Annotated in this window: 22 protein-coding genes; 16 read left to right on the top strand and 6 right to left on the bottom strand. The window is 39.7% G+C overall.

Annotation, left to right across the window (positions count from 1 at the left end):
* Nucleotides 1-238 precede the first annotated feature (238 nt).
* Both ACRAD_RS05240 and ACRAD_RS05235 read left to right on the top strand, forming a co-directional pair.
* Nucleotides 239-1,036 (top strand): hypothetical protein, encoded by a 798-nt coding sequence (locus tag ACRAD_RS05240; protein WP_005025472.1) that lies wholly within the window; start codon nucleotides 239-241, stop codon nucleotides 1,034-1,036.
* A 21-nt stretch (nucleotides 1,037-1,057) separates the two neighbouring features.
* Entirely contained in the window at nucleotides 1,058-1,618 is a 561-nt protein-coding gene (locus ACRAD_RS05235) for an NAD(P)/FAD-dependent oxidoreductase (RefSeq protein ID WP_005025470.1), read from the top strand.
* A gap of 56 nt (nucleotides 1,619-1,674) precedes the next feature.
* On the opposite strand, the gene ACRAD_RS05230 is transcribed toward ACRAD_RS05235, so the two are convergent.
* A complete protein-coding gene (locus ACRAD_RS05230; protein WP_005025467.1) occupies nucleotides 1,675-2,436 on the bottom strand; it encodes a hypothetical protein in 762 nt (253 codons plus the stop codon).
* 92 nt (nucleotides 2,437-2,528) lie between these two features.
* Nucleotides 2,529-3,365 carry a posphoenolpyruvate synthetase regulatory kinase/phosphorylase PpsR gene (ppsR, locus tag ACRAD_RS05225; RefSeq protein ID WP_005025465.1) on the bottom strand — a complete coding sequence of 279 codons (837 nt, stop codon included), beginning with the start codon at nucleotides 3,363-3,365 and terminating at the stop codon, nucleotides 2,529-2,531.
* Between the two features lie 154 nt (nucleotides 3,366-3,519).
* On the opposite strand from ppsR, the gene ppsA reads away from it, so the two are divergent.
* Both ppsA and ACRAD_RS05215 read left to right on the top strand, forming a co-directional pair.
* A complete protein-coding gene (gene ppsA, locus ACRAD_RS05220) occupies nucleotides 3,520-5,898 on the top strand; it encodes a phosphoenolpyruvate synthase (RefSeq protein ID WP_005025463.1) in 2,379 nt (792 codons plus the stop codon).
* Nucleotides 5,899-6,238: 340 nt separating this feature from the next.
* Nucleotides 6,239-7,447: an IS256 family transposase gene (locus tag ACRAD_RS05215; protein WP_004672268.1), complete on the top strand. Its 1,209-nt coding sequence runs from the start codon at nucleotides 6,239-6,241 to the stop codon at nucleotides 7,445-7,447.
* An 8-nt stretch (nucleotides 7,448-7,455) separates the two neighbouring features.
* Here the strand turns inward: ACRAD_RS05215 and ACRAD_RS05210 are convergent, their stop codons facing one another.
* Nucleotides 7,456-7,698, bottom strand: a complete 243-nt coding sequence (locus ACRAD_RS05210) for a hypothetical protein (protein ID WP_005025460.1) — start codon at nucleotides 7,696-7,698, stop codon at nucleotides 7,456-7,458.
* A 462-nt stretch (nucleotides 7,699-8,160) separates the two neighbouring features.
* On the opposite strand from ACRAD_RS05210, the gene ACRAD_RS05205 reads away from it, so the two are divergent.
* The 12 genes from ACRAD_RS05205 (at nucleotide 8,161) to alr (ending at nucleotide 19,915) form a co-directional block, all read left to right on the top strand.
* Nucleotides 8,161-8,649, top strand: coding sequence for a hypothetical protein (locus ACRAD_RS05205; protein ID WP_005025458.1), 489 nt, complete (start codon nucleotides 8,161-8,163; stop codon nucleotides 8,647-8,649).
* A 630-nt stretch (nucleotides 8,650-9,279) separates the two neighbouring features.
* Nucleotides 9,280-10,047: an RDD family protein gene (locus ACRAD_RS05200; RefSeq protein ID WP_005025456.1), complete on the top strand. Its 768-nt coding sequence runs from the start codon at nucleotides 9,280-9,282 to the stop codon at nucleotides 10,045-10,047.
* A gap of 292 nt (nucleotides 10,048-10,339) precedes the next feature.
* Entirely contained in the window at nucleotides 10,340-11,407 is a 1,068-nt protein-coding gene (cyoA, locus tag ACRAD_RS05195) for a ubiquinol oxidase subunit II (protein ID WP_005025454.1), read from the top strand.
* Between the two features lie 3 nt (nucleotides 11,408-11,410).
* Nucleotides 11,411-13,393 (top strand): cytochrome o ubiquinol oxidase subunit I, encoded by a 1,983-nt coding sequence (cyoB, locus tag ACRAD_RS05190; protein WP_005014828.1) that lies wholly within the window; start codon nucleotides 11,411-11,413, stop codon nucleotides 13,391-13,393.
* Between the two features lie 4 nt (nucleotides 13,394-13,397).
* Entirely contained in the window at nucleotides 13,398-14,018 is a 621-nt protein-coding gene (gene cyoC, locus ACRAD_RS05185) for a cytochrome o ubiquinol oxidase subunit III (protein WP_005014829.1), read from the top strand.
* Nucleotides 14,018-14,344: a cytochrome o ubiquinol oxidase subunit IV gene (cyoD, locus tag ACRAD_RS05180; RefSeq protein WP_005014830.1), complete on the top strand. Its 327-nt coding sequence runs from the start codon at nucleotides 14,018-14,020 to the stop codon at nucleotides 14,342-14,344. Before cyoC ends, cyoD begins: the two co-directional genes overlap by 1 nt.
* A 10-nt stretch (nucleotides 14,345-14,354) precedes the next feature.
* On the top strand, nucleotides 14,355-15,233 hold the full coding sequence (gene cyoE, locus ACRAD_RS05175) for a heme o synthase (protein WP_005025450.1): 879 nt from the start codon (nucleotides 14,355-14,357) through the stop codon (nucleotides 15,231-15,233).
* 210 nt (nucleotides 15,234-15,443) lie between these two features.
* Complete coding sequence (gene rpsF / locus ACRAD_RS05170) at nucleotides 15,444-15,830, top strand: 30S ribosomal protein S6 (RefSeq protein WP_005014834.1); 387 nt, start codon at nucleotides 15,444-15,446, stop codon at nucleotides 15,828-15,830.
* An 11-nt stretch (nucleotides 15,831-15,841) separates the two neighbouring features.
* Nucleotides 15,842-16,069 (top strand): 30S ribosomal protein S18, encoded by a 228-nt coding sequence (rpsR, locus tag ACRAD_RS05165; protein ID WP_004928375.1) that lies wholly within the window; start codon nucleotides 15,842-15,844, stop codon nucleotides 16,067-16,069.
* Between the two features lie 8 nt (nucleotides 16,070-16,077).
* Nucleotides 16,078-16,524 (top strand): 50S ribosomal protein L9, encoded by a 447-nt coding sequence (rplI, locus tag ACRAD_RS05160; protein ID WP_005014836.1) that lies wholly within the window; start codon nucleotides 16,078-16,080, stop codon nucleotides 16,522-16,524.
* Between the two features lie 190 nt (nucleotides 16,525-16,714).
* Nucleotides 16,715-18,160, top strand: a complete 1,446-nt coding sequence (dnaB, locus tag ACRAD_RS05155; protein ID WP_005014838.1) for a replicative DNA helicase — start codon at nucleotides 16,715-16,717, stop codon at nucleotides 18,158-18,160.
* A 684-nt stretch (nucleotides 18,161-18,844) separates the two neighbouring features.
* Nucleotides 18,845-19,915 (top strand): alanine racemase, encoded by a 1,071-nt coding sequence (gene alr, locus ACRAD_RS05150; RefSeq protein ID WP_005014839.1) that lies wholly within the window; start codon nucleotides 18,845-18,847, stop codon nucleotides 19,913-19,915.
* A gap of 15 nt (nucleotides 19,916-19,930) precedes the next feature.
* On the opposite strand, the gene ACRAD_RS05145 is transcribed toward alr, so the two are convergent.
* The 3 genes from ACRAD_RS05145 to ACRAD_RS05135 form a co-directional block, all read right to left on the bottom strand.
* The gene (locus tag ACRAD_RS05145; protein WP_005404197.1) at nucleotides 19,931-20,353 is read right to left on the bottom strand and encodes a BLUF domain-containing protein; all 423 of its coding nucleotides are present in this window, start codon (nucleotides 20,351-20,353) and stop codon (nucleotides 19,931-19,933) included.
* Between the two features lie 54 nt (nucleotides 20,354-20,407).
* Nucleotides 20,408-21,142 carry a proteasome-type protease gene (locus tag ACRAD_RS05140; RefSeq protein ID WP_005014845.1) on the bottom strand — a complete coding sequence of 245 codons (735 nt, stop codon included), beginning with the start codon at nucleotides 21,140-21,142 and terminating at the stop codon, nucleotides 20,408-20,410.
* A gap of 306 nt (nucleotides 21,143-21,448) precedes the next feature.
* Nucleotides 21,449-22,048 (bottom strand): alpha-E domain-containing protein, encoded by a 600-nt coding sequence (locus tag ACRAD_RS05135; RefSeq protein ID WP_005014846.1) that lies wholly within the window; start codon nucleotides 22,046-22,048, stop codon nucleotides 21,449-21,451.
* Between the last annotated feature and the right edge of the window lie 7 nt (nucleotides 22,049-22,055).

The following is a 22,055-nucleotide window of genomic DNA, read 5'->3' as shown; positions in this document are numbered from 1 at the left end:
TTACTTCATTGACTTTTTTGTCCATCAAGTTTAAGCATTTCTGCCTATTCTTTTAGTGCTACAGCTTCCTACACTATTAAAAAATAGAAAATACAGGAAGACAGCTATGGCAACTATCGATCTGGAAAAAATGCTGCAAAAGGTCAAAAGTACTCAGTGGTGTTTATCCGATATTGACTGGAATGCGCCAGGTCGGGAAAAAATTACCGCAGAATAATGGCCAAAACTAAAAGACTTTATGGCTGATCTGATGTGGATCGAACATGTGGGTGCACGGGCATTTTCAGCCATGTCAAAAAAAGCACCTAATGCAACCCTACGCGAAATGTATGCCATTTTCCATGCTGAAGAACAACGCCATGCGAATGCAGAAATGGCACTGATGAAACGCTGGGGAATGCTTGAGAGCGATATCCCCAAACCCAACAAGAATTTGCGCCTGATTATTGAATGGCTCGATACCTATGCCGATGATATGCCCTTTTATATTCTTGGTGCAGTTATCCCAATGCTTGAAGTCGCTCTGGATGGTGCATTGTGTAAATTTTTACTTGATACGGTAGATGACCCGGTCTGTCATCAGGCATTTGAGCTGATCAATGCGGATGAAGCACGGCATCTAGGTGTAGGTTTCAGTGTCATGGAGCAGCAGGGAATGCATAAAAATCTGATTCAGCTAGGCCAGATGGCAGCTCGCATTGTTGATCCGCGTTTAGTACTGGGTATTTTAGCCTACTTACCCCTGATCAATAAAATGCGCGACAATATTGTTAAACTGGGCTTACCTGAAGATAACCTGTATCAAGCAATGAATAAATTCACTCGAATCGGCGGACGTACACAACAAGGACGACGTAATCCATGGTTCCAAATTATTAACTGGCATGCTAAAAATGTCATTAACCGAGACAGGAAATTTTTTCATATTCCCGTTGATGCAATGGTGAGTATGACTGACAAGCTTCCAGAAAAGGCTTTACCTCGGATTCCTTCTTGGATATATGAATTAACTTCAGAATCAAAAGCTGCATCCTAACAATAAAAATTGAGGCATAAAATGAATACTAAATCCAAAGACCCGCATAAACCGGTTATTTTTCAGAATATTGCCCGGGACTTTGAGAGTTTCCGTGGCCAGCTTATTTCATCAGAGCATATTGACCAGTATGATTTAAGCGATTTGAAAGTTGCAATTATTGGTGCCGATCAGGCTACTGTTAGTAAGCTGGAAAGTATCTGTCAAAAAGCACAGTTTGTTAAAGTTTTCCAGATTACTCCCCATTTTATCTTGCCTAAGACCCAGAGTCATATTCACAAACTGATTTCTCATCCGTTAATTATCAAAAATCGCCGCTTATTTAATAATCGTATTAAAAGTCTGCTGGCTATCCGCCATCTTGAGGCCCAAGTTAAAGAAACGTGGTTAAGACGCCAATTGACACCAAATACAGGTGCAGAAAATAAAAAGTTTTTTAAATCGGATAATTACTACATAGCCCTGCAACGCGATAACTGTAAACTGATCACCTGGCCTGTGGTCAGAATTAATGCCGATTCCATACAGAGTATGGAAGGTGTCGAACATCTAATAGACGTAATTATTACCACTTATGTTTAAAATTAAAATAAATAAAAAAGAGGCAATTAAGGCCTCTTTTTTTACCCAAAAGATTTTTACTGCACCGTACCCTGATAATGGTAAGCCGTTGCGGCCTTAACATAGCGCAAATATTGTGAAGTCAATTTCCCGGATGCCTGAATGACACGGATATCAATATACTTCAGGTCTTTTGATACCCGAATAAATTGCTGCGGTAGCTGTTGGTAATCTTCAAATGCTGGCTGATTTTCAGGGAAATTCGCACGATCATACTCGACGGCAATCTCACTTAACTTTTTAGTTTTTGTCTCAAAGATCTGTACAGGACGAAGTTTTTGCCGAGAAAGTTGCAACGCCTGAATACTATAAGCACCTTCACGACTGCTTCCAATGACGATGTCGCGCACTAAATAGACAGTCATATTTTTAAAGTTTGTTTGATAGACATTCTGAACCAGGCTGGCAGTTGGTACTTGCTGGGTCATAATACGCTTTCCTGAATTGATCTGTACCCAAGTCTCAAATTCACGCATGGTGCCACCCGATGAAATATCAAAACTATAAAATTTTAATTTTTTGTCAGGACTATAATTAATAGACAATTTACCTGCATCAACCAGCTGTTTGAACGAATAATTAAAGCTTGCAGGATTGCTGAGCAACTGTTTTTGTATAGCCTCAGCTATTTGCTGATTATACTGATCTGCATCTATACGGCTATTTATCTCAGTTTGCTGATACTGCTTGAGCAATCCACTTTCAAATTGACTCAGAGTTTGTGCGTAACTTGAAAAAGAAAAGCTCAGTAAACTTGCGAGTAAAATTTTCTTTAACATTGCTGCTCACTTTAATGATTTACATTTTAACAAGCTAAAAGTCTTTATACAAAATAGCAGTATGAGTTCTGTCATACTGCTGTGTAACACATTTATCCAATACGGCGTTTAAGTCCAGTCATCTGTAAAATACGGGTAGAAATTTCTTCAATCGACATTTCTGAGACATTCAGGTATTTAATTCCTTCAGAAATATAAATTCCCTCTACCGCACGTAATTCCATCTGGCACTGGCTAAAACTTGCATAGCGGCTATTGGCCTTACGTTCAGTACGAATGGCAACCAGCCGCTCTGCATCAATCATCAATCCAAATAATTTATGCTTATGTGCTTTAAGTACTGCTGGTAAGCGGTTATCGTCCAGATCCTCTTCAGTCAATGGATAGTTTGCTACCCTGATACCAAACTGGAGCGACAGGTAAATTGAAGTAGGTGTTTTCCCTGAACGGGAAACTCCAATTAAAATAAGATCAGCTTTATCATAATGACGGGTACGTGCTCCATCATCATTATCTAAGGCAAAATGTACTGCATCAATACGCGCTTTATAAGATTCAGAATCTGTTACAGCGTGCGTTTGCCCGACCAAAGTCGTTGGAGGTGTGCCAAGTACATCGGAAAGCTTACTGATAAGGCCCTCAAATACGTCCAGATTTACTGCATTAGCCGTATTGATAATATCACGCACGTTAGGGTCAACCAGCGTATCAAATACCAAAGGCTGCTCGCCTTCTTGATCTGCACGGGTATTAATTTCTTCGACGACTTTGGTTGCAGCTTCTTCAGTAGTGATATAAGGGATGATGTGTATATCAAAATCAACATGAGGAAACTGGGCTAATAAGGAGTGACCTAAGGTTTCAGCGGTGATCGCAGTGCCATCAGAAATAAAAAACACACTCCGCTTAATTTGTTTACCTTCTGTCATTAAAATTCTCCTCAAACATTTGTCTTAGTACTATATAATCTTTATAGTAAACCGATCTTACATGACTGTCGCTTAGTAAAATCAAAAACCTAAGCGCTTTAAGATAATTTCATGCCAAGATAGTGATTAATACAGCAAAAGTGGAGTAACAACTTTGGAAGCGCGCGTAATCGGTCTGGAAAAACTAGGGAAACACGACGTTGAACTCGTGGGTGGGAAAAACTCATCTTTGGGTGAAATGATCAGCCATTTATCCAATGCTGGTGTATCGGTACCTGGTGGTTTTGCTACAACTGCTGCTGCCTATCGTGAATTTCTCGAACAGAGCGGCCTGAACGCTAAGATTCAAGCTGAACTTGCTCAATTAAATGTTGATGATGTTAATGCGCTGGCCGAAACCGGAGCTAAAATTCGTCAATGGATTGTTGACACTCCACTTACTGCAGAATTAGAAAAAGAAGTTCGTGAAGCTTTTGCAGCTCTCTCAAACGGCAACCCTGATATCGCGGTTGCCGTTCGTTCTTCTGCGACTGCTGAAGATTTACCAGATGCATCATTTGCAGGCCAGCAGGAAACCTTCCTGAATATTCGTGGTATTGACAATGTGCTGATTGCTATCAAGGAAGTTTTCGCTTCTCTCTTTAATGATCGCGCCATTGCTTATCGTGTGCACCAAGGTTTTGAACACAGCTTAGTTGCGCTCTCTGCTGGTATTCAACGTATGGTTCGCTCAGAGACAGGTGCTGCAGGTGTAATGTTTACACTTGATACCGAATCTGGTTTCCGTGATATTGTATTTATCACTGCTTCTTATGGATTAGGCGAAATGGTTGTTCAGGGTGCAGTAAACCCTGATGAATTTTATCTGTCTAAACCTTTATTGACAGGCGGCAAGCATGCAGTCTTACGTCGTAACCTTGGCTCCAAGCACCAGAAAATGATTTATGGTGATGAAGGTTCTGCTGGTAAGTCAGTGGTTGTGGTTGATGTTGAAAAACAGGAACGCCAGCAGTTTGCACTGAATGATCATGAATTACATGAACTGGCTAAACAGGCCCTTATCATTGAAGAGCATTATGGCTCACCAATGGATATTGAATGGGCAAAAGATGGCGATGATGGCCAGCTTTATATTGTTCAGGCACGTCCTGAAACCGTAAAAAGTCGTCAAGATGTGGGCACAATGGAACGTTATCTGCTAAAACAGCGTGGTAGCGTGATCTGTGAAGGCCGCTCTATTGGCCAGCGTATCGGTTCAGGTAAAGTTCGTATTGTAACTTCCATAAAAGAAATGGACAAAGTGCAAGAAGGCGATGTTCTGGTATCAGATATGACCGATCCTGACTGGGAACCAGTCATGAAACGTGCTGCTGCCATTATTACCAACCGTGGTGGGCGTACCTGTCACGCAGCAATTATTGCACGTGAACTTGGTGTTCCTGCCATTGTAGGTTGCGGTAATGCGACTGAAGTACTGGCAGATGGTCAGGAAGTTACCGTCTCATGTGCTGAAGGTGATACTGGCTTCATCTATGAAGGTGCACTCGACTTTGAAGTCCAGCGTAACTCAATCGAATCTATGCCGAAGCTTCCATTCAAGATTATGATGAATGTGGGTAACCCAGACCGTGCCTTTGATTTTGCACAAATGCCAAATGAAGGAATTGGTCTTGCTCGCCTAGAGTTTATCATTAACCGCATGATTGGTGTGCACCCTAAAGCCCTGCTTAATATCGACAGCCTGCCACGTGAAACCCGCGCAGCAGTTATGGCACGCACAGCAGGCTATTCTTCTCCAGTTGAATTCTATATAGAAAAACTGGTCGAAGGAATTGCAACACTTGCAGCTGCATTTGCAGACAAGCCTGTTATTGTCCGTATGTCCGACTTCAAGTCAAATGAATATGCCAACCTGATTGGTGGCAAATTATATGAACCGGAAGAAGAAAACCCGATGCTGGGCTTCCGTGGTGCAAGCCGCTATGTTTCTGACAACTTCCGTGACTGTTTTGAGCTGGAATGCCGTGCACTTAAAAAAGCACGTAATGAAATGGGTCTGACTAACATCCAGATCATGATTCCATTCGTACGCACTGTTACTGAAGCAAAACGTGTTATTGAACTACTAGCTCAGAATGGACTTAAACGTGGCGAGAATGGCCTTAAAGTAATCATGATGTGTGAATTACCAACCAATGCACTTTTGGCTGAGCAGTTCCTTGAACATTTTGATGGCTTCTCTATCGGTTCTAATGATTTAACACAGCTTACTCTTGGTCTAGACCGTGACTCTGGTATTGTTTCCCACCTGTTTGATGAACGTGACCCAGCAGTTAAAGCCCTATTGTCTATGGCTATTCATGCTTGTCGTAAAGCAGGCAAATATGTAGGGATTTGTGGTCAGGGCCCTTCCGACCATCCAGATCTGGCGAAATGGTTAATGGAACAGGGTATCGAGTCGGTTTCACTTAATCCGGACTCTGTTTTGGATACCTGGTTCTTTCTTGCTGAAGAAAAAATTAAACAGTCTTAATTAAATATATGTAATAAAAAAGGCCCAACAGGGCCTTTTTTATTACAATTAACACCAGTTTAAGCAGTCTTATTAAAAGTAAATAAATAATTTAGATAGGTAGAAATTGCTTACTTTTTCTGGACGCAACTTTATAGAGACAGACAATCAAACTGTGATGATATTTTAAAATTACTTTAATGAAAGTTATGAATTTCTACAATTATTTATAATTTTTAATCTAATAGCTTAACGTCACAAGAAGCCCGATGATGATGAAAAAAGCCCGAGACTGTAAATAAAACTGTGTAAACGCTTAAACTATCCCTCAACGCTGTTGGGGGCAACACAGGTGTTTACCATGAAAGATGAAGCAATGCTGGCATTGGCAAAAGAATTTGCTAAGAACTTAAAAACAGAAGCTGACCTGAATAATTTCAGTAAAGCTTTAAAGAAACTCACCGTTGAAACTGCACTCAATGCTGAACTGACTGAACATTTAGGCTATGAGAAGAATAGCCCTCGTATAGGCAAAAATACACGTAATGGCTATACAACTAAACGGCTATTTACTGATGATGGTGAATTTGAACTAGACACGCCTAGAGATCGTGATGGCACTTTTGAGCCCCAGTTGATCAAGAAGAGTCAAACCCGTATCACACAAATGGATAGCCAAATCCTATCCCTATACGCCAAAGGCATGACGACACGAGATATTGTTGCCACATTCAAGGAAATGTACGATGCGGACGTCTCCCCAACGCTTATTTCCAAAGTGACGGATGCAGTTAAAGAACAAGTAATAGAATGGCAAAATAGACCATTGGATGCCCTTTATCCTATTGTCTATATGGATTGTATCGTCGTGAAAGTGCGTCAAGATAGTACGATTATTAACAAAGCGGTATATCTGGCATTAGGTGTCAATACAGACGGACAGAAAGACCTATTAGGTATGTGGATGTCAGAAAACGAGGGTTCTAAATTTTGGCTCTCAGTGCTTACAGAACTGAAAAATCGTGGTTTAAAGGATATTCTGATTGCCTGCGTAGATGGATTGAAAGGGTTTCCTGATGCGATTAATACAATTTACCCTGATACGCATATTCAGTTGTGTATCATTCACATGGTACGCAACAATCTTAAATATGTGAGTTGGAAAGACTACAAAGCTGTCACAGCCGATTTAAAAAAGATATATCAAGCTGTTACAGAAGACGCAGCCTTACAGGCTTTAGATGAATTTGGACAAAAATGGGATGAGAAGTATCCTCAAATCAGCAAGTCATGGCTTGCCAACTGGTCGAATCTAAACACGTTTTTCGCTTACTCTATGGATATTCGCAAAGCGATTTACACGACCAATGCGATTGAATCATTGAACAGCGTTATCCGCCATGCAACCAAGAAAAGAAAAATCTTCCCAACTGATGATTCCGTGAAAAAGGTGGTATATTTAGCAATTATGGCAGCAAGCAAAAAATGGACGATGCCTATTCAGAATTGGAAAGCTGCCATGAATCGCTTTAGTATCATGTTTGAAGAGCGTGTAACCAAGTATTTTTAAAACTGTATTTACACAGAATTATTTACACCCTCAAAAGCCCAGATTAAAATGATCATTTTCTTTTGGAACTTTACTACTTCATTCTCTTCAGCTTTAAGTTCGTCCTCGAATTTTTTAGATTTTTCATACAGTTCATTGAGCGAAAAACCTTCTTGGCTACCCGGCAGGATGTTCAAATTAGTCTTAGTTACGCCCTTATAAGACTCTGTCAGGTAAAGGCTTAGTGACTGTTCTGTATGAATTCTTTCCATAATTTTCACTATATTAAAAGTTTAGATCAAATAAAAATGACTACTTAATCATGTTCTTTCTTTAAAAATTAAAATTTAAACCCACTCATTCAACTTTCAAAAAAAATACCCATACATTGAGTATGGGCAATAAACTTAAAAGTTCTTTAACTGTGACGAAGTTTACATTTACACCTCTAAAACAACAAGTAATTTATATAACAACTCATCACAAAAGCTCACATTTTAACCAAAAATTTTATTTATATCCGGAAAATAGTCATTCTTACAAGATTCAATAGGATACTAGAAAGTTAATTTTCAATCTAATTTACATCAAGATTTCTAGTTTGGCTTCTTCCCTTTAAAAATAGAAAACTTTGATTAACTGTAATGTAATAATATTTCAAAATATTACATTCGTGTTATTTATAAGATAATTGTGTTATTTATACTGCCGTCTTAAGTTATCTTATGTTCTAAATGCTTTACGATTATTCTCTTTCTGATACGTCTTATTTACATTCTACGCCTCAGCCACAGGTTATTGTAGAGTCTTCTACTCCCCACTCAGGTCCATTCGGTGGTGTCCGAGGTATGGTTTCAGATTATTTTGACCTTGATACTTTCACCAATAAATTAAAGAGTATTACTCGTCAATCCAGTACCAGTAAATGCGCTAAAAGTATTCGAGTTGCATTGCAATCTGCTGGTGCCAAAATACAGTCTCATCCTGTTGCAGCTTCAGACTGGGGAAATACTTTGCTTTCTCTGGGTTATCGTGAAATTAAACCCTCTTTTGACCATCCTAAAGAAGGTGATATTTATATAATTCATCGTACCCAAAAACATCAATATGGTCATATAGCTGGCTATAGCGGTAACAGTTGGGTTTCTGACTTTAAACAAAAAAGTTATGATGTCTATAAAGATAAAAATGTCAGCTATTCTTATTTCAGACTAGCAAACTAGGCTGCATAATTAATCACAATCAGATTAAATCGGGATTATTAGATAATTATAATCCCGGTTTATTTTGCAATTAGACTTTTTGGTTTCTAAGCTGCCGTTGGTGTTCACATACGGAAATTAAAATATTTTTATCGTTTACTGCCAGAAACACTAGCCTGCCTTGTTATAGACTCCATCCTCTTTAACTTATCCATTTGATAAAATATGGCTTTTTAAAATATTTTGTATAAGCTTTAAGATGTTTAGCTGCACTTATATAAAATACTAATATATTCTTAAAAGTCATTATTCCTGATCCATCAGGCTTAATTTTTTTAGTTATAATCTGTTTTGCCTCACTCTACTTTAAGCTGCTTCCGCTTAGTCAAATTTAAGCTTTCAGCTATCTCATATTTAAGATTTCCAAGTTCCTCCAATGTGGTTTAATATAAAAAGATTACAGCTACTTCACTTTTAAAATCTGCGTATTCCCCTGTTTACAGACAAATTTGACTAGTTATTTAGAGCAATATGTTATAAAGCAGATGAATTAAAGATATTTAATGATGTCTTTAAATATATGCAGAAAAGTTTGAGTGTATATTTTTCTTTTTTGTTTCATTTATTTCAGGTATTCGAGATTCAAAATTTATGCAGATTTATTTGGCTAGAAATAATCAACAGGCAGGCCCGTATACTCTAGAACAAGTCAATCAGATGCTTGCCAGTCAGCAGGTTTTGTTGACTGACTTAGCTTGGCATGAAGGTATGACCGAATGGAAAGCATTAGGTGAACTTACACAGGGAAAACTGAGTTATGAGCCGGCAGGCTACCAGTCTTCTCCAGCCCAGCCTGTTTTTAATAATCCTGTGATCCAGAAAACTCATGTACAAAATAAACCTAAGGTCGCAGAGAAGCAGGCTTCAATCGGCTCAAGAATACTGGCAAAAGTAATTGATCTCATGTTATGGCTACCTATAGCAGCCATACCTTCTTTTTTCCTTACCCCTACCCAGATGTCTGAGCTCACACGCATTCAGACACAAATGCAGTCTGCAGATAGCACAACGAAGGCTATAGACCTTCAAAACCAGTTTCTTGCACTTATTCCAGCTGAAGCATGGCAGGCAATGCTGGTGTATATGTTTATTATGCTTGTGATCCAGGCTGTGTTACTGGCCCGGACAGGCCAAAGTATTGGTAAAAAGTTGGCTAATATCCAGATTGTAGACGCTAATACTTCTGGTAAAGTAAATTTAACCCGTGTTTTTTTATTGAGAAGTGTCCTGGTAATCTTGCTTACACTGACAGTAGTGCCCTTTATTGCAATTATTGATGCTTTATTTGCTTTAGGACAAAAAAGACAAACCTTACATGATATGATCGCCAAAACCAAGGTTATTAAACGTACTAAGTAGTCATTCACAGGGGTAAATGGATTTACCCTTTTAATTTTTCACCACTTTGAAAATATTGATTTTTTAATACGAAAAAACCAATCCCGACCAAAAAAATCAGTTTTCTTTACAGTAATTTAAAGCCACTTTATGTGTAGCTTAGTTTGTTGATATAAGGCATAATGCCCTACAACGTAGCGGTGCCCGGTAAAAAATGATTTCTTCAATCCAGAAGCTGTTGTTTAACTGATGCGGCACTTTAATCGCTATCCCATATTTATTTAGTAATGGGACTCTTCACCGAGGTTGTAAAATGAGACAAACAATTTTAGCTGTATTGTCTTTATCAACGCTTGCCGTACTCCTAACCGGGTGTGGTGGTGATCTAGTACTTCTAAACTCTAAAGGTCCAGTTGCTGCAGGTCAAAGTAACCTGATGATGACAGCAATCTATCTGATGTTGCTTGTGGTGATTCCATCAATCATCATGGCTTTATGGTTTGGTTGGAAATATCACGCGTCAAATAAAGATGCAGACTATAAACCTACATGGGCGCACTCTACTACGATTGAAGTTGTAGTTTGGGGTATCCCTGTTATTATTATTGGTATTCTAGCTTGGTTGACTTGGGTGGGTTCACACAAGTATGACCCATACCGTCCTATAGAATCTGAGCAAGCGCCATTGAACGTGCAAGTGATTGCAGAACAGTTCAAATGGGTGTTCATTTATCCAGAGCAGAATATTGCAACAGTAAATGAATTACGCTTTCCAGTAGATACACCAGTAAGCTTCCGCCTGACGTCTAACTTTACAATGAACTCATTCTTCATTCCGCAGTTAGCAGGTCAGATCTATGCAATGGCGGGAATGCAGACTCATCTGAATGTATTAGCTGAAGAAACTGGTGTATACCGCGGTTTCTCTGCCAACTACTCAGGTTACGGTTTCTCGCAAATGCGTTTCTTGGCATACAGTGTCACTCGACCAGAGTTTGATCAGTGGGTTGCCGCGGTTAAAGCAGGTAATGGTACTTCTGTAAATCCAGAAGCAATTCAAAAAGGTATTCTAGACCAAGCTGAATTTGCAACCTTACGTGATGGTAATCGGGCAAAACATCAAATTGAATCGATTGTTGCACGTGCTGTAACTCCAGAAGAGAAAGCGGAAGCGGCAAAACTTGAAGCTGAGGGTACTTACCCGACTAAGCCACATCCTGTGACTTACTATTCTTCAGTTGAGCCTAAATTGTTCGAATCAGTGATTAACAAATACATGAGCAACTACCACGGTGCAGACCACTCAGCGCAAGCGGGTGCCGAGCATACTGGTGCATCTCATGCAAATGTTGAACATGCGACTGCTTCTGTAGAGGAATAAGACATGTTTGGTAAGCTTGGTTTTGATGCAATTCCGCACGATCCAATCGTGTTGGTTACAGTTGCATTGATGGTACTAGGTGGTCTGGCGCTTGTCGTAGGACTAACCTATTTCAAAAAATGGGGCTACCTGTGGAACGAATGGTTCACATCAGTAGACCATAAAAAAATTGGTATCATGTATATCATCGTGTCTGTTGTCATGCTGCTGCGTGGCTTTGCCGATGCAATCATGATGCGTCTTCAGCAGTTCCTCGCTAGAGGTGGTGGTGAAGGTTATTTGCATCCGGAGCACTACGACCAGATTTTCACCGCGCATGGCGTGATCATGATCTTCTTCGTAGCGATGGGTCTAGTTGTAGGCTTGATGAATATCTCCGTACCTCTACAAATTGGTGCACGAGACGTTGCTTTCCCACTGCTTAACTCTTTAAGCTTCTGGCTCTTCGCGGGCGCAGCTGGCTTGATGATGGCTTCGCTGGCAATTGGTGAATTCGCCGCTACAGGCTGGATGGCTTATCCTCCGCTGTCAGGTATCGAATACTCGCCTGGCGTAGGTGTAGATTACTATATCTGGGCACTCCAGATTTCTGGTTTAGGTACGCTTCTTACTGGTGTTAACTTCTTTGTTACTATTATTAAGATGCGTGCACCTGGCATGAAACTGATGGATATGCCGATCTTTACCTGGACTGCACTATGTACTTCTGTACTGATTATTGCTGCTTTCCCTGTACTGACTGCAACCATTGCAATGCTGTCTCTGGACCGTTACTTCGGTTTCCATTTCTTCACTAATGACATGGGTGGTAGCCCAATGTTATATGTGAACCTGATCTGGACTTGGGGTCACCCAGAAGTATACATCTTGGTACTGCCAGCATTTGGTATTTACTCGGAAGTTGTTGCAACATTCTGCCGCAAAGCACTATTCGGCTATAAATCGATGGTGTATGCAACTGTAGCAATTACCGTACTGTCTTTTGTTGTATGGGTTCACCACTTCTTTACCATGGGTGCAGGTGCCAACGTTAACGCGTTCTTCGGTATCATGACCATGATTATTGCGATCCCGACTGGTGTGAAAATCTTCTCTTGGTTGTTCACCATGTACAAGGGCCGCATTACCTATACAACGCCAATGCTATGGACTCTAGGCTTCCTGGTTACCTTTGGTATTGGTGGTATGACAGGTGTACTGATGGCAGTTCCACCAGCAGACTTCCTGGTTCACAATTCACTGTTCTTGATCGCTCACTTCCATAACGTAATTATTGGTGGTGTTGTATTTGCAATGTTCGCAGGTATCATTTATTACTGGCCAAAAATGTTTGGCTGGAAACTTAATGAAACTTGGGGTAAAGCTGCATTCTGGTTCTGGTTCTTTGGTTTCTACTTTGCGTTCATGCCACTTTATATCCTAGGTTTCATGGGTATGACTCGTCGTCTGAACACATATGACAATCCAGACTGGGATCCGTATGTAACTATTGCAATGTTCGGTGCTGTCATGATTGCTATCGGTATCGCTTGCTTCCTGATGCAAATTATCGTTGGTTTCTTACAGCGTAATGACAATCTGGACTTGACTGGCGACCCTTGGGATGCCCGTACACTTGAATGGTCTACATCTTCTCCTGCTCCATTTTATAACTTTGCTCACCTGCCAGAAGGTAACGGTATTGACCGTTTCTGGACAGACAAAGAGAATGGTGTGGCATATGCTCGTCCAACGAGTTATGAAGATGTCCATATGCCAACTAACCGTGCTGCCGGCTTTGTAATTGCAATGTTTATTACAGTTATGGGCTTTGCATTGATCTGGCATATCTGGTGGTTAGTATTCATTACCTTCGCTGCTGCTATTATTAGCTTCATCGTGAGTTCATTTACTAAGAAAGTGGACTACTATGTACCTGCAGCTGAAGTTAAGCGTATCGAAGATGAACGTTATGCTTTACTTGAAAAACACTTGAAGAAGGACTAAGGATATGGCTGAAGTACTTCATCACGACAACCATGGACATGATGAACATCATCATCACGATGATACTGATATCACTGTCTTTGGTTTCTGGACCTACTTGATGAGTGACTTGATTTTATTCGGTACACTCTTCATCGCGTTCGCTGTATTAAGCAGTCATGTTCCACCGGGTACTCCAAGTGCAGGAGATCTGTTTGGCGATTCTCTTGGTTTTGTTTTAACTGAAACCTTCGCCCTTCTGATCTCTTCAGTAACCTTTGGTTTTGCTGTACTTGCTTCATACAAGAAAAATGTGGGTCAGGTTATTGCCTGGCTTGCAGTTACATGGCTTTTTGGTGCGTCGTTCATCGGTATGGAACTATATGAATTCAATCATCTAGTTCATGAAGGTTACGGCCCAACCACCAGTGCTTTCCTTTCCTCGTTCTTTACGCTGGTCGGTACGCACGGTATCCACGTAACTTCAGGTCTGGTATGGATGATCATTTTGATGATTCAAATCAAGAAAAATGGTTTGACTCTTCCAAATATGCGTCGTCTGGCTTGCCTAAGCTTGTTCTGGCACTTCCTTGACATCGTTTGGATCTGTGTATTCAGCGTAGTTTACTTAATGGGAGTTCTCTAATGAGTCACGATCATAACTCTGCTGGTGCAGCGCACGGTAATTTCAAGCAATACACGATCGGCTTTATCCTATCCGTAATTCTGACCATCATCCCATTCGGGATGGTGATGAGTGGTGGATTTGAACGTGGCTTACTGGTTACTGTAATTGCCATTACTGCTGCTGCACAGGTGCTTGTTCAGCTGGTATTCTTCTTACATATGAATGCCTCTTCAGAACAGCGCTGGAACGTAATTGCTTTTATCTATACTGTCTTATGTATTGCAATTTTACTTGTAGGCTCGGTATGGATTATGAATTACCTTCACTTCAACATGATGATCTAAACTGGTCGTCATGCTGAAAAAGTATCTATTCCTGACCAAACCAGGAATTCTCTTCGGTAATTTCATTACCACCTTGGGCGGCTTTTTATTAGCCGCCCAAGGCTCTGTAGATTTCCTTTTGCTTTTTTTAACCCTTATCGGTACAACGCTTGTTGTTGCCTCAGGTTGTGTCGTCAATAATATCATTGACCAAGACATCGACCAGAAAATGCAACGCACTCAAAATCGTGCTCTTGTAAAAAAAACTGTTTCTGTACCTGTTGCCATGTTATATGCACTGGTTTTGGGAGTAATCGGTTTTAGCATACTATGGTTTTGGGTGAACACTTATGCCTTTGCATTTGCTGTGGTTGGTTTCGTGGTGTATGTAGGCTTCTATAGTCTCTGGACCAAACGTACCAGTATCCATCAGACACTGATTGGCAGTATCTCTGGAGCAAGTCCTCCGGTAATTGGTTATACAGCAGTAACCAATGAATTTGACTTGGCCGCCCTACTCATCTTCGCGGGTTATGCATTCTGGCAAATGCCTCATTCCTGGGGAATTGCAATCTACCGTTTTGATGATTATAAAAATGCAGGTATTCCTATTTTACCTGTAGCACGTTCTATTCTACGCACCAAGATTGAATCCCTGATTTATATCGTCCTATTCAGTATTGCCATGAATGCCCTATTCATCTATGGCTATACCAACTGGCTGTATTTGGTTATCTTAAACCTTCTGTGCATTTACTGGTTTTACATTGGTCTGATTGGCCTGAAGGCTGAAAATGACCAGCTCTGGGCAAAGCGTTTCTTCTTATTTTCAGTTACTCTGATTACGATTGTCAGCCTGAGCTTCAGTTTTACTTCAGTGTCCTCTGCTCCTCATTTCCCTATCTTTTAGTCAATACAGAGTGGTTGTCTGTAAGCCACTCTCGTAGATGATATGTACTTGGTTTCCCACTTTCTGGCGCTATTCTTGAAAAGCATTTGTCTTTGGTTTGGTTTTTCCCTATAATTGCCGCTTCGCAATTTATGCGGCTCGACTAGAAATCGAGACTCCTTGCTTCTGATACCATAATTCAGGGGCTGTTTAAACCGTAAGGAGCTGACAATGCGTCACTACGAAATCGTACTTCTGGTACACCCAGACCAAAGCGATCAAGTTGTGGGTATGGTAGAACGTTACCTGACTCACATCAAAGAAGCTGATGGTCAAATTCACCGTTTAGAAGATTGGGGCCGCCGCCAACTGGCTTACCCGATTAACAAGATTCACAAAGCGCACTACATTTTAATGAATGTTGAATGTGGTCAAACGACTCTTGATGAATTAGAAGAATTATTCCGTTATAACGACGCAATTATTCGTAATGTTATCATCCGTCGTGAAAACGCAATCACTGAAGAGTCTTTATTGGCTAAAAGTGCTGAAGAAAAACGTGCGCGTAAAGCTCAACGTGAAGAAGCACAACACAATCAAGATTCTGTTGAAGCTTAAGGAGAACATCAATGGCACGTTTTTACCGTCGTCGCAAGTTCTGCCGCTTTACAGCTGAGAACGTTGCGTACATCGACTACAAAGATATCGATACTTTAAAACAGTACATCACTGAAAACGGCAAGATTGTTCCTAGCCGTATCACTGGTACTAAGGCTCGTTATCAACGTCAATTAGCGCTTGCTATTAAACAAGCTCGTTATTTGGCTTTGATCCCTTACACTGACAACCATAAGTGAGGTGATCTGTGGACGTTATCTTATTACAACGCATTAAAAACCTAGGTAAGCTAGGCGATAAAGTTTCTGTAAAAGCAGGTTATGGCCGTAACTTCCTTATCCCTCAGGGTAAAGCTGTTGCTGCAACTGAAGCTAACACTTCTGCTTTTGAAGCTCGTCGTGCTGAACTTGAGAAACAAGAAGCTGATATTTTAGCTGCTGCTCAAGCACGCGCTGACCAACTGAATGAAGTTAATATTGTAATTACTGCGAAAGCTGGTGATGAAGGTAAACTGTTCGGTTCTATTGGTACTCGTGATATCGCTGATGCACTGACTAATGCTGGTCTTGAAGTTGACCGTGCTGAAGTTCGCCTTCCAAACGGCGCACTTCGCAACACTGGTGAATTCAACATCGCTATTCAGTTGCACCATGACGTAACTGCTGAAGTTCTGGTTACTATCGTATCCGAGTAATTCTCTGCAGTAAAAAGAGCATGCTTTGGCATGCTTTTTTTATTCTTAAATTTTTTATTGATTCTACAGTTTTATTTTTTTAATTGAATTTTCGATTTGAGCGTTTTTTTCTGCTGTTTTGCATTAAGATAAGTAACCTGAATTGAAAGTCATCTCTTCATTTTTTGTTTTATAAAAATCAGGACTTTATATGTCACAGGCAAGTGCCAAGGCCATCCTTAATCCCACACTACTGGAAAATAAAGCCACTGAAACAGCTCAGCTTAAAGAATTTCGTACGCCTCCGCATAATTTAGCGATTGAACAGGCTGTACTTGCGGCGCTGATGACTGTTGCTGAATCTTTTGAACAGGTTGGTGATGTTTTAAAAGAAAATGATTTTTATGCTACTCGCCATAAATATATTTTTAGGGCTATTGAAAAGCTTGCTCAGGAAAATTCGCCTTATGATGCAGTACTGGTCAATGACTGGCTGCTAAAACAAAATCTGATTGATGCTGTAGGCGGTGAAGAGTATTTAATGCAATTAATGGCAGATTCGCCATCTAGTTTTTATAACCTAGAAACTTACGCTGCTAAAATCAAAGAATTTGCGACTCTACGCAACATGATTAAAATCAGCACTGAAATTCTGCAAAATGCCTATGACACTAAAGGTCGCAGTGTCAGTGAGATTCTGGATCTAGCAGAAACCAATATATTTTCTATTGCCGAGCAGCATAACAACAATAAAAAAGACTCTGGACCTAAGTCGATTAGTACGGTTACGGCTGAAGTAATTACCAAGCTTGATGAACTTTCTAAACTTGAAGGAAGCCTGACAGGTTTATCTACCGGGTTCATTGAGCTTGATAATAAGACTTACGGCATGCAGTCTGGTGACCTGATTATTGTTGCAGCTCGTCCTTCAATGGGTAAAACTACTTTTGCCATGAATCTGGTCGAAAGTGTCTTGTTTAACTGTAATTTGCCTGCACTGGTTTTTTCTATGGAAATGCCCGCAGACTCAATTGCTATGCGTCTGATTTCATCATACGGCAAGGTGCATCAGGGTCATTTACGTTCGGGTAAGCTCGATGGGGATGAATGGTCTAAAGTCACCGGTACTATTTTACAGTTACAAGAAAAGCATTTGTATATAGATGACTCCTCTGCCCTGCCTCCAACGGAATTACGGGCACGAGCACGCCGAATTGCTAAACAGCATGGTGGTAAACTTGGCTGTATCATGGTCGATTATTTACAACTGATGAAAGTTCCAGGCATGGGAGATAACCGTGTCGGCGAGATTTCCGAAATTTCGCGAAGCTTAAAAGCTTTAGCTAAAGAAATGCAGTGCCCGGTTATTGCCCTGTCACAGCTTAACCGTTCTTTGGAAAACCGACCTAATAAACGTCCGGTAATGTCAGACTTACGCGAATCCGGTGCAATTGAACAAGATGCCGATTTGATTATGTTTATTTATCGCGATGAAGTATATAACAAAGAATCCAAAGAAGCGGGCACGGCTGAAATTATTATTGGCAAGCAACGTAACGGTCCAATTGGCAGTGTACGTCTAGCTTTTGAAGGCCAATATACCCGTTTTAGTAATCTTTCTCCTGAATATTATAATCAGTTTGATGATGAGGAATAGATACTTAAAAATCCTTAATTTCTGTATAAGTTAAGGATTCAGCTTCACTTGTTATGCTAAACCCTAGTCCTAGTGCAGCTTTCAATTTTTGTGCAATTTTAATGAGTTTAGGCATTTTCTGTTTGATAAACCTATTTAATTCTTCTTATAAATTCACAACCTATTCAAATATTTGCTGAGCTTATTATAATTAACTGTAAAATTTTTTAGACGCTGCTCTATAGGCTACTATTTACTTATACTCACCTAGCCAATCTTTCTGACTTAAAATCATTATCAGGCTTACCACAATCAGCTTTTACTTTAACTCAGCATTTAATCATTTCCCCTACTGTGCACATAATAGATTAACCTGTTATTTTATAAAATAAATCCATACTCACTATAAACTAATATCTTTATTACACATTATATTATGACTATAAGCTGATGTGAGTAGATTTTTACCCAAGTAATCTCTTAATATTATGTAAATTAGCACTAAATAAGTAACACTTCTGTGATTAGCCTTTAATAAATTAATTAGTATTTATGTCTATTTTTAAATGATAGGAATACAATAATAACCAATACGATCAGCTATTGATTATCTTTAAACAGATGTCTTTAAGTATATCTATAACTCACTAATACAGCACTCACTGTATTAGCTCAGCATTTGTAATCCCTCAAGGAGTAACCAGGGTGCGTCAAGCAACAGTTTATATTGACAGTCAGGCTCTGCAATATAATTTAAACCGTGTTAAACAACTTGCCCCAACTGCTAAAATCGTTAGTATGGTTAAAGCCAATGCTTACGGACATGGAATCAAAGACTGTCTTGCAGCCTTAAATTCAACGGATAACTTTGGTGTTGCTTGTCTAGAAGAGGCGCTGGAAATACGTAAATTAGGTTATCAGCAACCAATTACCTTAATTGAAGGGATATTTTCTGAAGAGGAAATGGATAGCGTTATTCAGTACGGTCTTGAATGCGTTATACATCAATCAGCACAACTAGATTGGTTAAAAGCCCGTAAAGAAGAGTATATTACAAAAAATCTGAAAGTCTGGGTAAAACTGAATAGTGGTATGAACCGCTTAGGTTTTAAAGTTCCTGAGATTATCGAGATTATTAACTCCTTAAAGGCTGAAGGCTTTAGCTGTGTGCTAGCCATGCATTTTGCAAATGCTGATGCTGATCATCCCCTGAATGAACAACAAAAAACTCAATTCTTGCAGGTTAAAGAGGCTTGTGATCCTGTACTTGCCTCCTGTTGTAATTCTGCTGCGATTTTCAAATGGCCAGAGCTAAATTTTGATTATGTGCGTCCCGGTATTATGCTTTATGGTGCTTCACCTTTTGCTGATAAGTCTGCTCATGAGCTTGACTTGAAGCCGGTGATGACATTTGATGCAGCAATCATTGCATTAAATCATATCCAAACAGGTGAGGCGGTAGGTTATGGCTCTACTTTTGTGGCCTCTCAAGATATGCAAATTGCTATCGTATCTATTGGTTATGGTGACGGTTATCCACGTGCTTTTATAAAACCAAATTATGTCATGATTAACAATAAGCCAGCGCCAGTCATCGGAAGAGTTTCTATGGACATGATTGCGGTGGATGTAAGCGGTTTGACTGTGACTTTAGGCACACAGGTAGAGCTCTGGGGCAAACAGCGTCTGGTCGATGAAGTAGCCGAAGCTAATGGGACTATTGGCTATGAACTGCTTTGCCGGCTAAGTAACAGACCAAAGCGCATACTTAAGTAAACTAAAAACCCAAGCTCAGGCTTGGGTTTCTTGTCTTGCTTTAGTCAATATATGCAGAAAATCATTTAAATTCTGCTGGTTAAGTTTAGTCGGACTAAAATGTAAATGGCCGAGTTTTTGAAAAAACTCGCTTACTTCACTATTACGACGTACAAATTTCATTGCCCATCCATCAAAATTCTGCTCGCTGATTGGATGTACACCAAACTCTATAATTTCCTGATGGCGCTGATCTTCTTTAATTCTTTCAAACAGATCAAGCACCTGCTCACGCTCGCCTTCCAAGCACTGGAAAAAGTACTGATCTGCATAGAAAAGCACACCGTTAATACTATTAAGAGCATTAAATGATTGGGCTTCTGAAAGAATTTCTCTTAAATCCATAAGTAAATAATCAGAAGGCGAAGTGGTCTTGCTGGCATAACATAACTGTATCACTTTGTAGTCTTTATATTTATGAATTGAAATATATTATGCCACTATTTTTAAATTTTATAACCAGTAGTCATCTGTCGGTTTAGGTAAGTTTTGTAAACCTCGGCGTAAAGCATCTGACCATTGCTTGCTGATATGTTCGAAATACGGATCTTCACTATAAATACGTTTACCTAATGGTATATGTAAGCTGTCTTTACGGTAAACGAGTGAGTCTAGTGGCATTCCCACAGAGACATTTGAACGTAAGGTAGAATCAAAAGAAATCAGACTGCAACGAAATGCTTCATCCAGCGGCATATCATAAGATAATGCGCGGTCCAGAATTGGTTTACCATATTTACTTTCCCCTATCTGAAAGTAAGGAGTATCGCTTGTAGCGCAAATGAAATTTCCCTGAGGATAAATATGGTAAAGCTGCATTGCCGAACCTTTAATCTGTCCACCGACCAGTAGATTACAATAGTAGTTGCTCTCTTCATCAGGGTCAGTAGTCACATCTGCAATTACCCGTTTTAAGGTGTGTCCTATTAGCTCTGCCACTTCGAACATAGTATTGACACTATAAAGATGGGGTTTCTGGTCCAGAGCCAGATGATTTTTTAAGTGACCAATCACTGCTTGAGTAGTAGCCAGATTTCCAGAAGTCTGTATCACAATGAAACGTTCACCTTCTACACCGAAGCTGAATAATTTTTTGAATACAGAAATATGATCTACTCCTGCATTGGTTCGCGTGTCACTTATAAACACCAGCCCATCTTTTAATCGAAGTCCACAACAATAGGTCATTTCAAAAAATCCTTTCTGCTTTCAACATGAAATAGCTGATTATGAAAACAATGATTTGATCGTTATCCATTACAGTTAAGCTGATATATTTTTGCCTGTATCATTTAATACACGACACCTTTACTGTATAAAAGCTTCTTCCAAAACGATAGCATTTATTGATTAAAAAAACCTATTGTCATGTATAGCTCTCTATTTGAATTGTATAGTGAAACATTCAATACATTAAATAAAGTAACCAAATCGGACATTCTTATTTTTTTCAGATAGATTTTCTCAGACTAATTAATTGACCTCTTTAATTTATTAACTCAATTCAAACATATATTGCAATTGGTCATTGAATGCATAAAAAGCAATCAGTGTCGGATGTTCTTTTAATTCTTGCCAAGCCAGCTCTACCGCTTCCCAGCCCAAACTATGTAGCATCATTACGATGGTATCAAGATCATTAAGAGTACCTTGAATACTCTGCTTGAAACGCAGTTGTGTATCAAGGATTTCAATTTTTTGTCCTAACATAAAGAATAGGAATACATCCTGTTCTTCAGATTCAAAAATTTCGGTACAGTCTGTCACAACATCACATAAATAACTGGCATTTGAACTTGCCTGACGAATCAGCTGATTTAATTCAGCATATGCCTTGGCACTCAACAAGCCTCTTAATTCCTGAATATTATCTTTAGCAGTTTTAAATTGCTGGCTAAATGAATAGGGTTGTTCAGGGTCAAAAACCAATTCATTAAGTGAACAAGCATCATAGGCAGGTAAACAAAAAGCATGAGCAAACTCAACGGCTTCTTGATCATTTTTAAATGGTACACGACCACATAGATATTGAGTTCGTGCCAGATAGCGACCTAACCAGTAAATATTATAAGCATTCGAACTTAACAGTATCATTTAACTT

The organism is Acinetobacter radioresistens DSM 6976 = NBRC 102413 = CIP 103788, assembly GCF_006757745.1.
Taxonomy (GTDB): domain Bacteria; phylum Pseudomonadota; class Gammaproteobacteria; order Pseudomonadales; family Moraxellaceae; genus Acinetobacter; species Acinetobacter radioresistens.
This window is presented reverse-complemented; position numbering and strand designations above follow the sequence as displayed.

Bases quoted from the DNA above. Each gene is read 5' to 3' on its own strand.
- ACRAD_RS05240 (WP_005025472.1), top strand. From the start codon at position 239: ATGGCTGATCTGATGTGGATCGAACATGTGGGTGCACGGGCATTTTCA.
- ACRAD_RS05235 (WP_005025470.1), top strand. From the start codon at position 1,058: ATGAATACTAAATCCAAAGACCCGCATAAACCGGTTATTTTTCAGAAT.
- ACRAD_RS05230 (WP_005025467.1), bottom strand. From the start codon at position 2,436: ATGTTAAAGAAAATTTTACTCGCAAGTTTACTGAGCTTTTCTTTTTCA.
- ppsR (WP_005025465.1), bottom strand. From the start codon at position 3,365: ATGACAGAAGGTAAACAAATTAAGCGGAGTGTGTTTTTTATTTCTGAT.
- ACRAD_RS05215 (WP_004672268.1), top strand. From the start codon at position 6,239: ATGAAAGATGAAGCAATGCTGGCATTGGCAAAAGAATTTGCTAAGAAC.
- ACRAD_RS05210 (WP_005025460.1), bottom strand. From the start codon at position 7,698: ATGGAAAGAATTCATACAGAACAGTCACTAAGCCTTTACCTGACAGAG.
- ACRAD_RS05205 (WP_005025458.1), top strand. From the start codon at position 8,161: ATGCTTTACGATTATTCTCTTTCTGATACGTCTTATTTACATTCTACG.
- ACRAD_RS05200 (WP_005025456.1), top strand. From the start codon at position 9,280: ATGCAGATTTATTTGGCTAGAAATAATCAACAGGCAGGCCCGTATACT.
- cyoA (WP_005025454.1), top strand. From the start codon at position 10,340: ATGAGACAAACAATTTTAGCTGTATTGTCTTTATCAACGCTTGCCGTA.
- cyoB (WP_005014828.1), top strand. From the start codon at position 11,411: ATGTTTGGTAAGCTTGGTTTTGATGCAATTCCGCACGATCCAATCGTG.
- cyoC (WP_005014829.1), top strand. From the start codon at position 13,398: ATGGCTGAAGTACTTCATCACGACAACCATGGACATGATGAACATCAT.
- cyoD (WP_005014830.1), top strand. From the start codon at position 14,018: ATGAGTCACGATCATAACTCTGCTGGTGCAGCGCACGGTAATTTCAAG.
- cyoE (WP_005025450.1), top strand. From the start codon at position 14,355: ATGCTGAAAAAGTATCTATTCCTGACCAAACCAGGAATTCTCTTCGGT.
- rpsF (WP_005014834.1), top strand. From the start codon at position 15,444: ATGCGTCACTACGAAATCGTACTTCTGGTACACCCAGACCAAAGCGAT.
- rpsR (WP_004928375.1), top strand. From the start codon at position 15,842: ATGGCACGTTTTTACCGTCGTCGCAAGTTCTGCCGCTTTACAGCTGAG.
- dnaB (WP_005014838.1), top strand. From the start codon at position 16,715: ATGTCACAGGCAAGTGCCAAGGCCATCCTTAATCCCACACTACTGGAA.
- ACRAD_RS05140 (WP_005014845.1), bottom strand. From the start codon at position 21,142: ATGACCTATTGTTGTGGACTTCGATTAAAAGATGGGCTGGTGTTTATA.
- ACRAD_RS05135 (WP_005014846.1), bottom strand. From the start codon at position 22,048: ATGATACTGTTAAGTTCGAATGCTTATAATATTTACTGGTTAGGTCGC.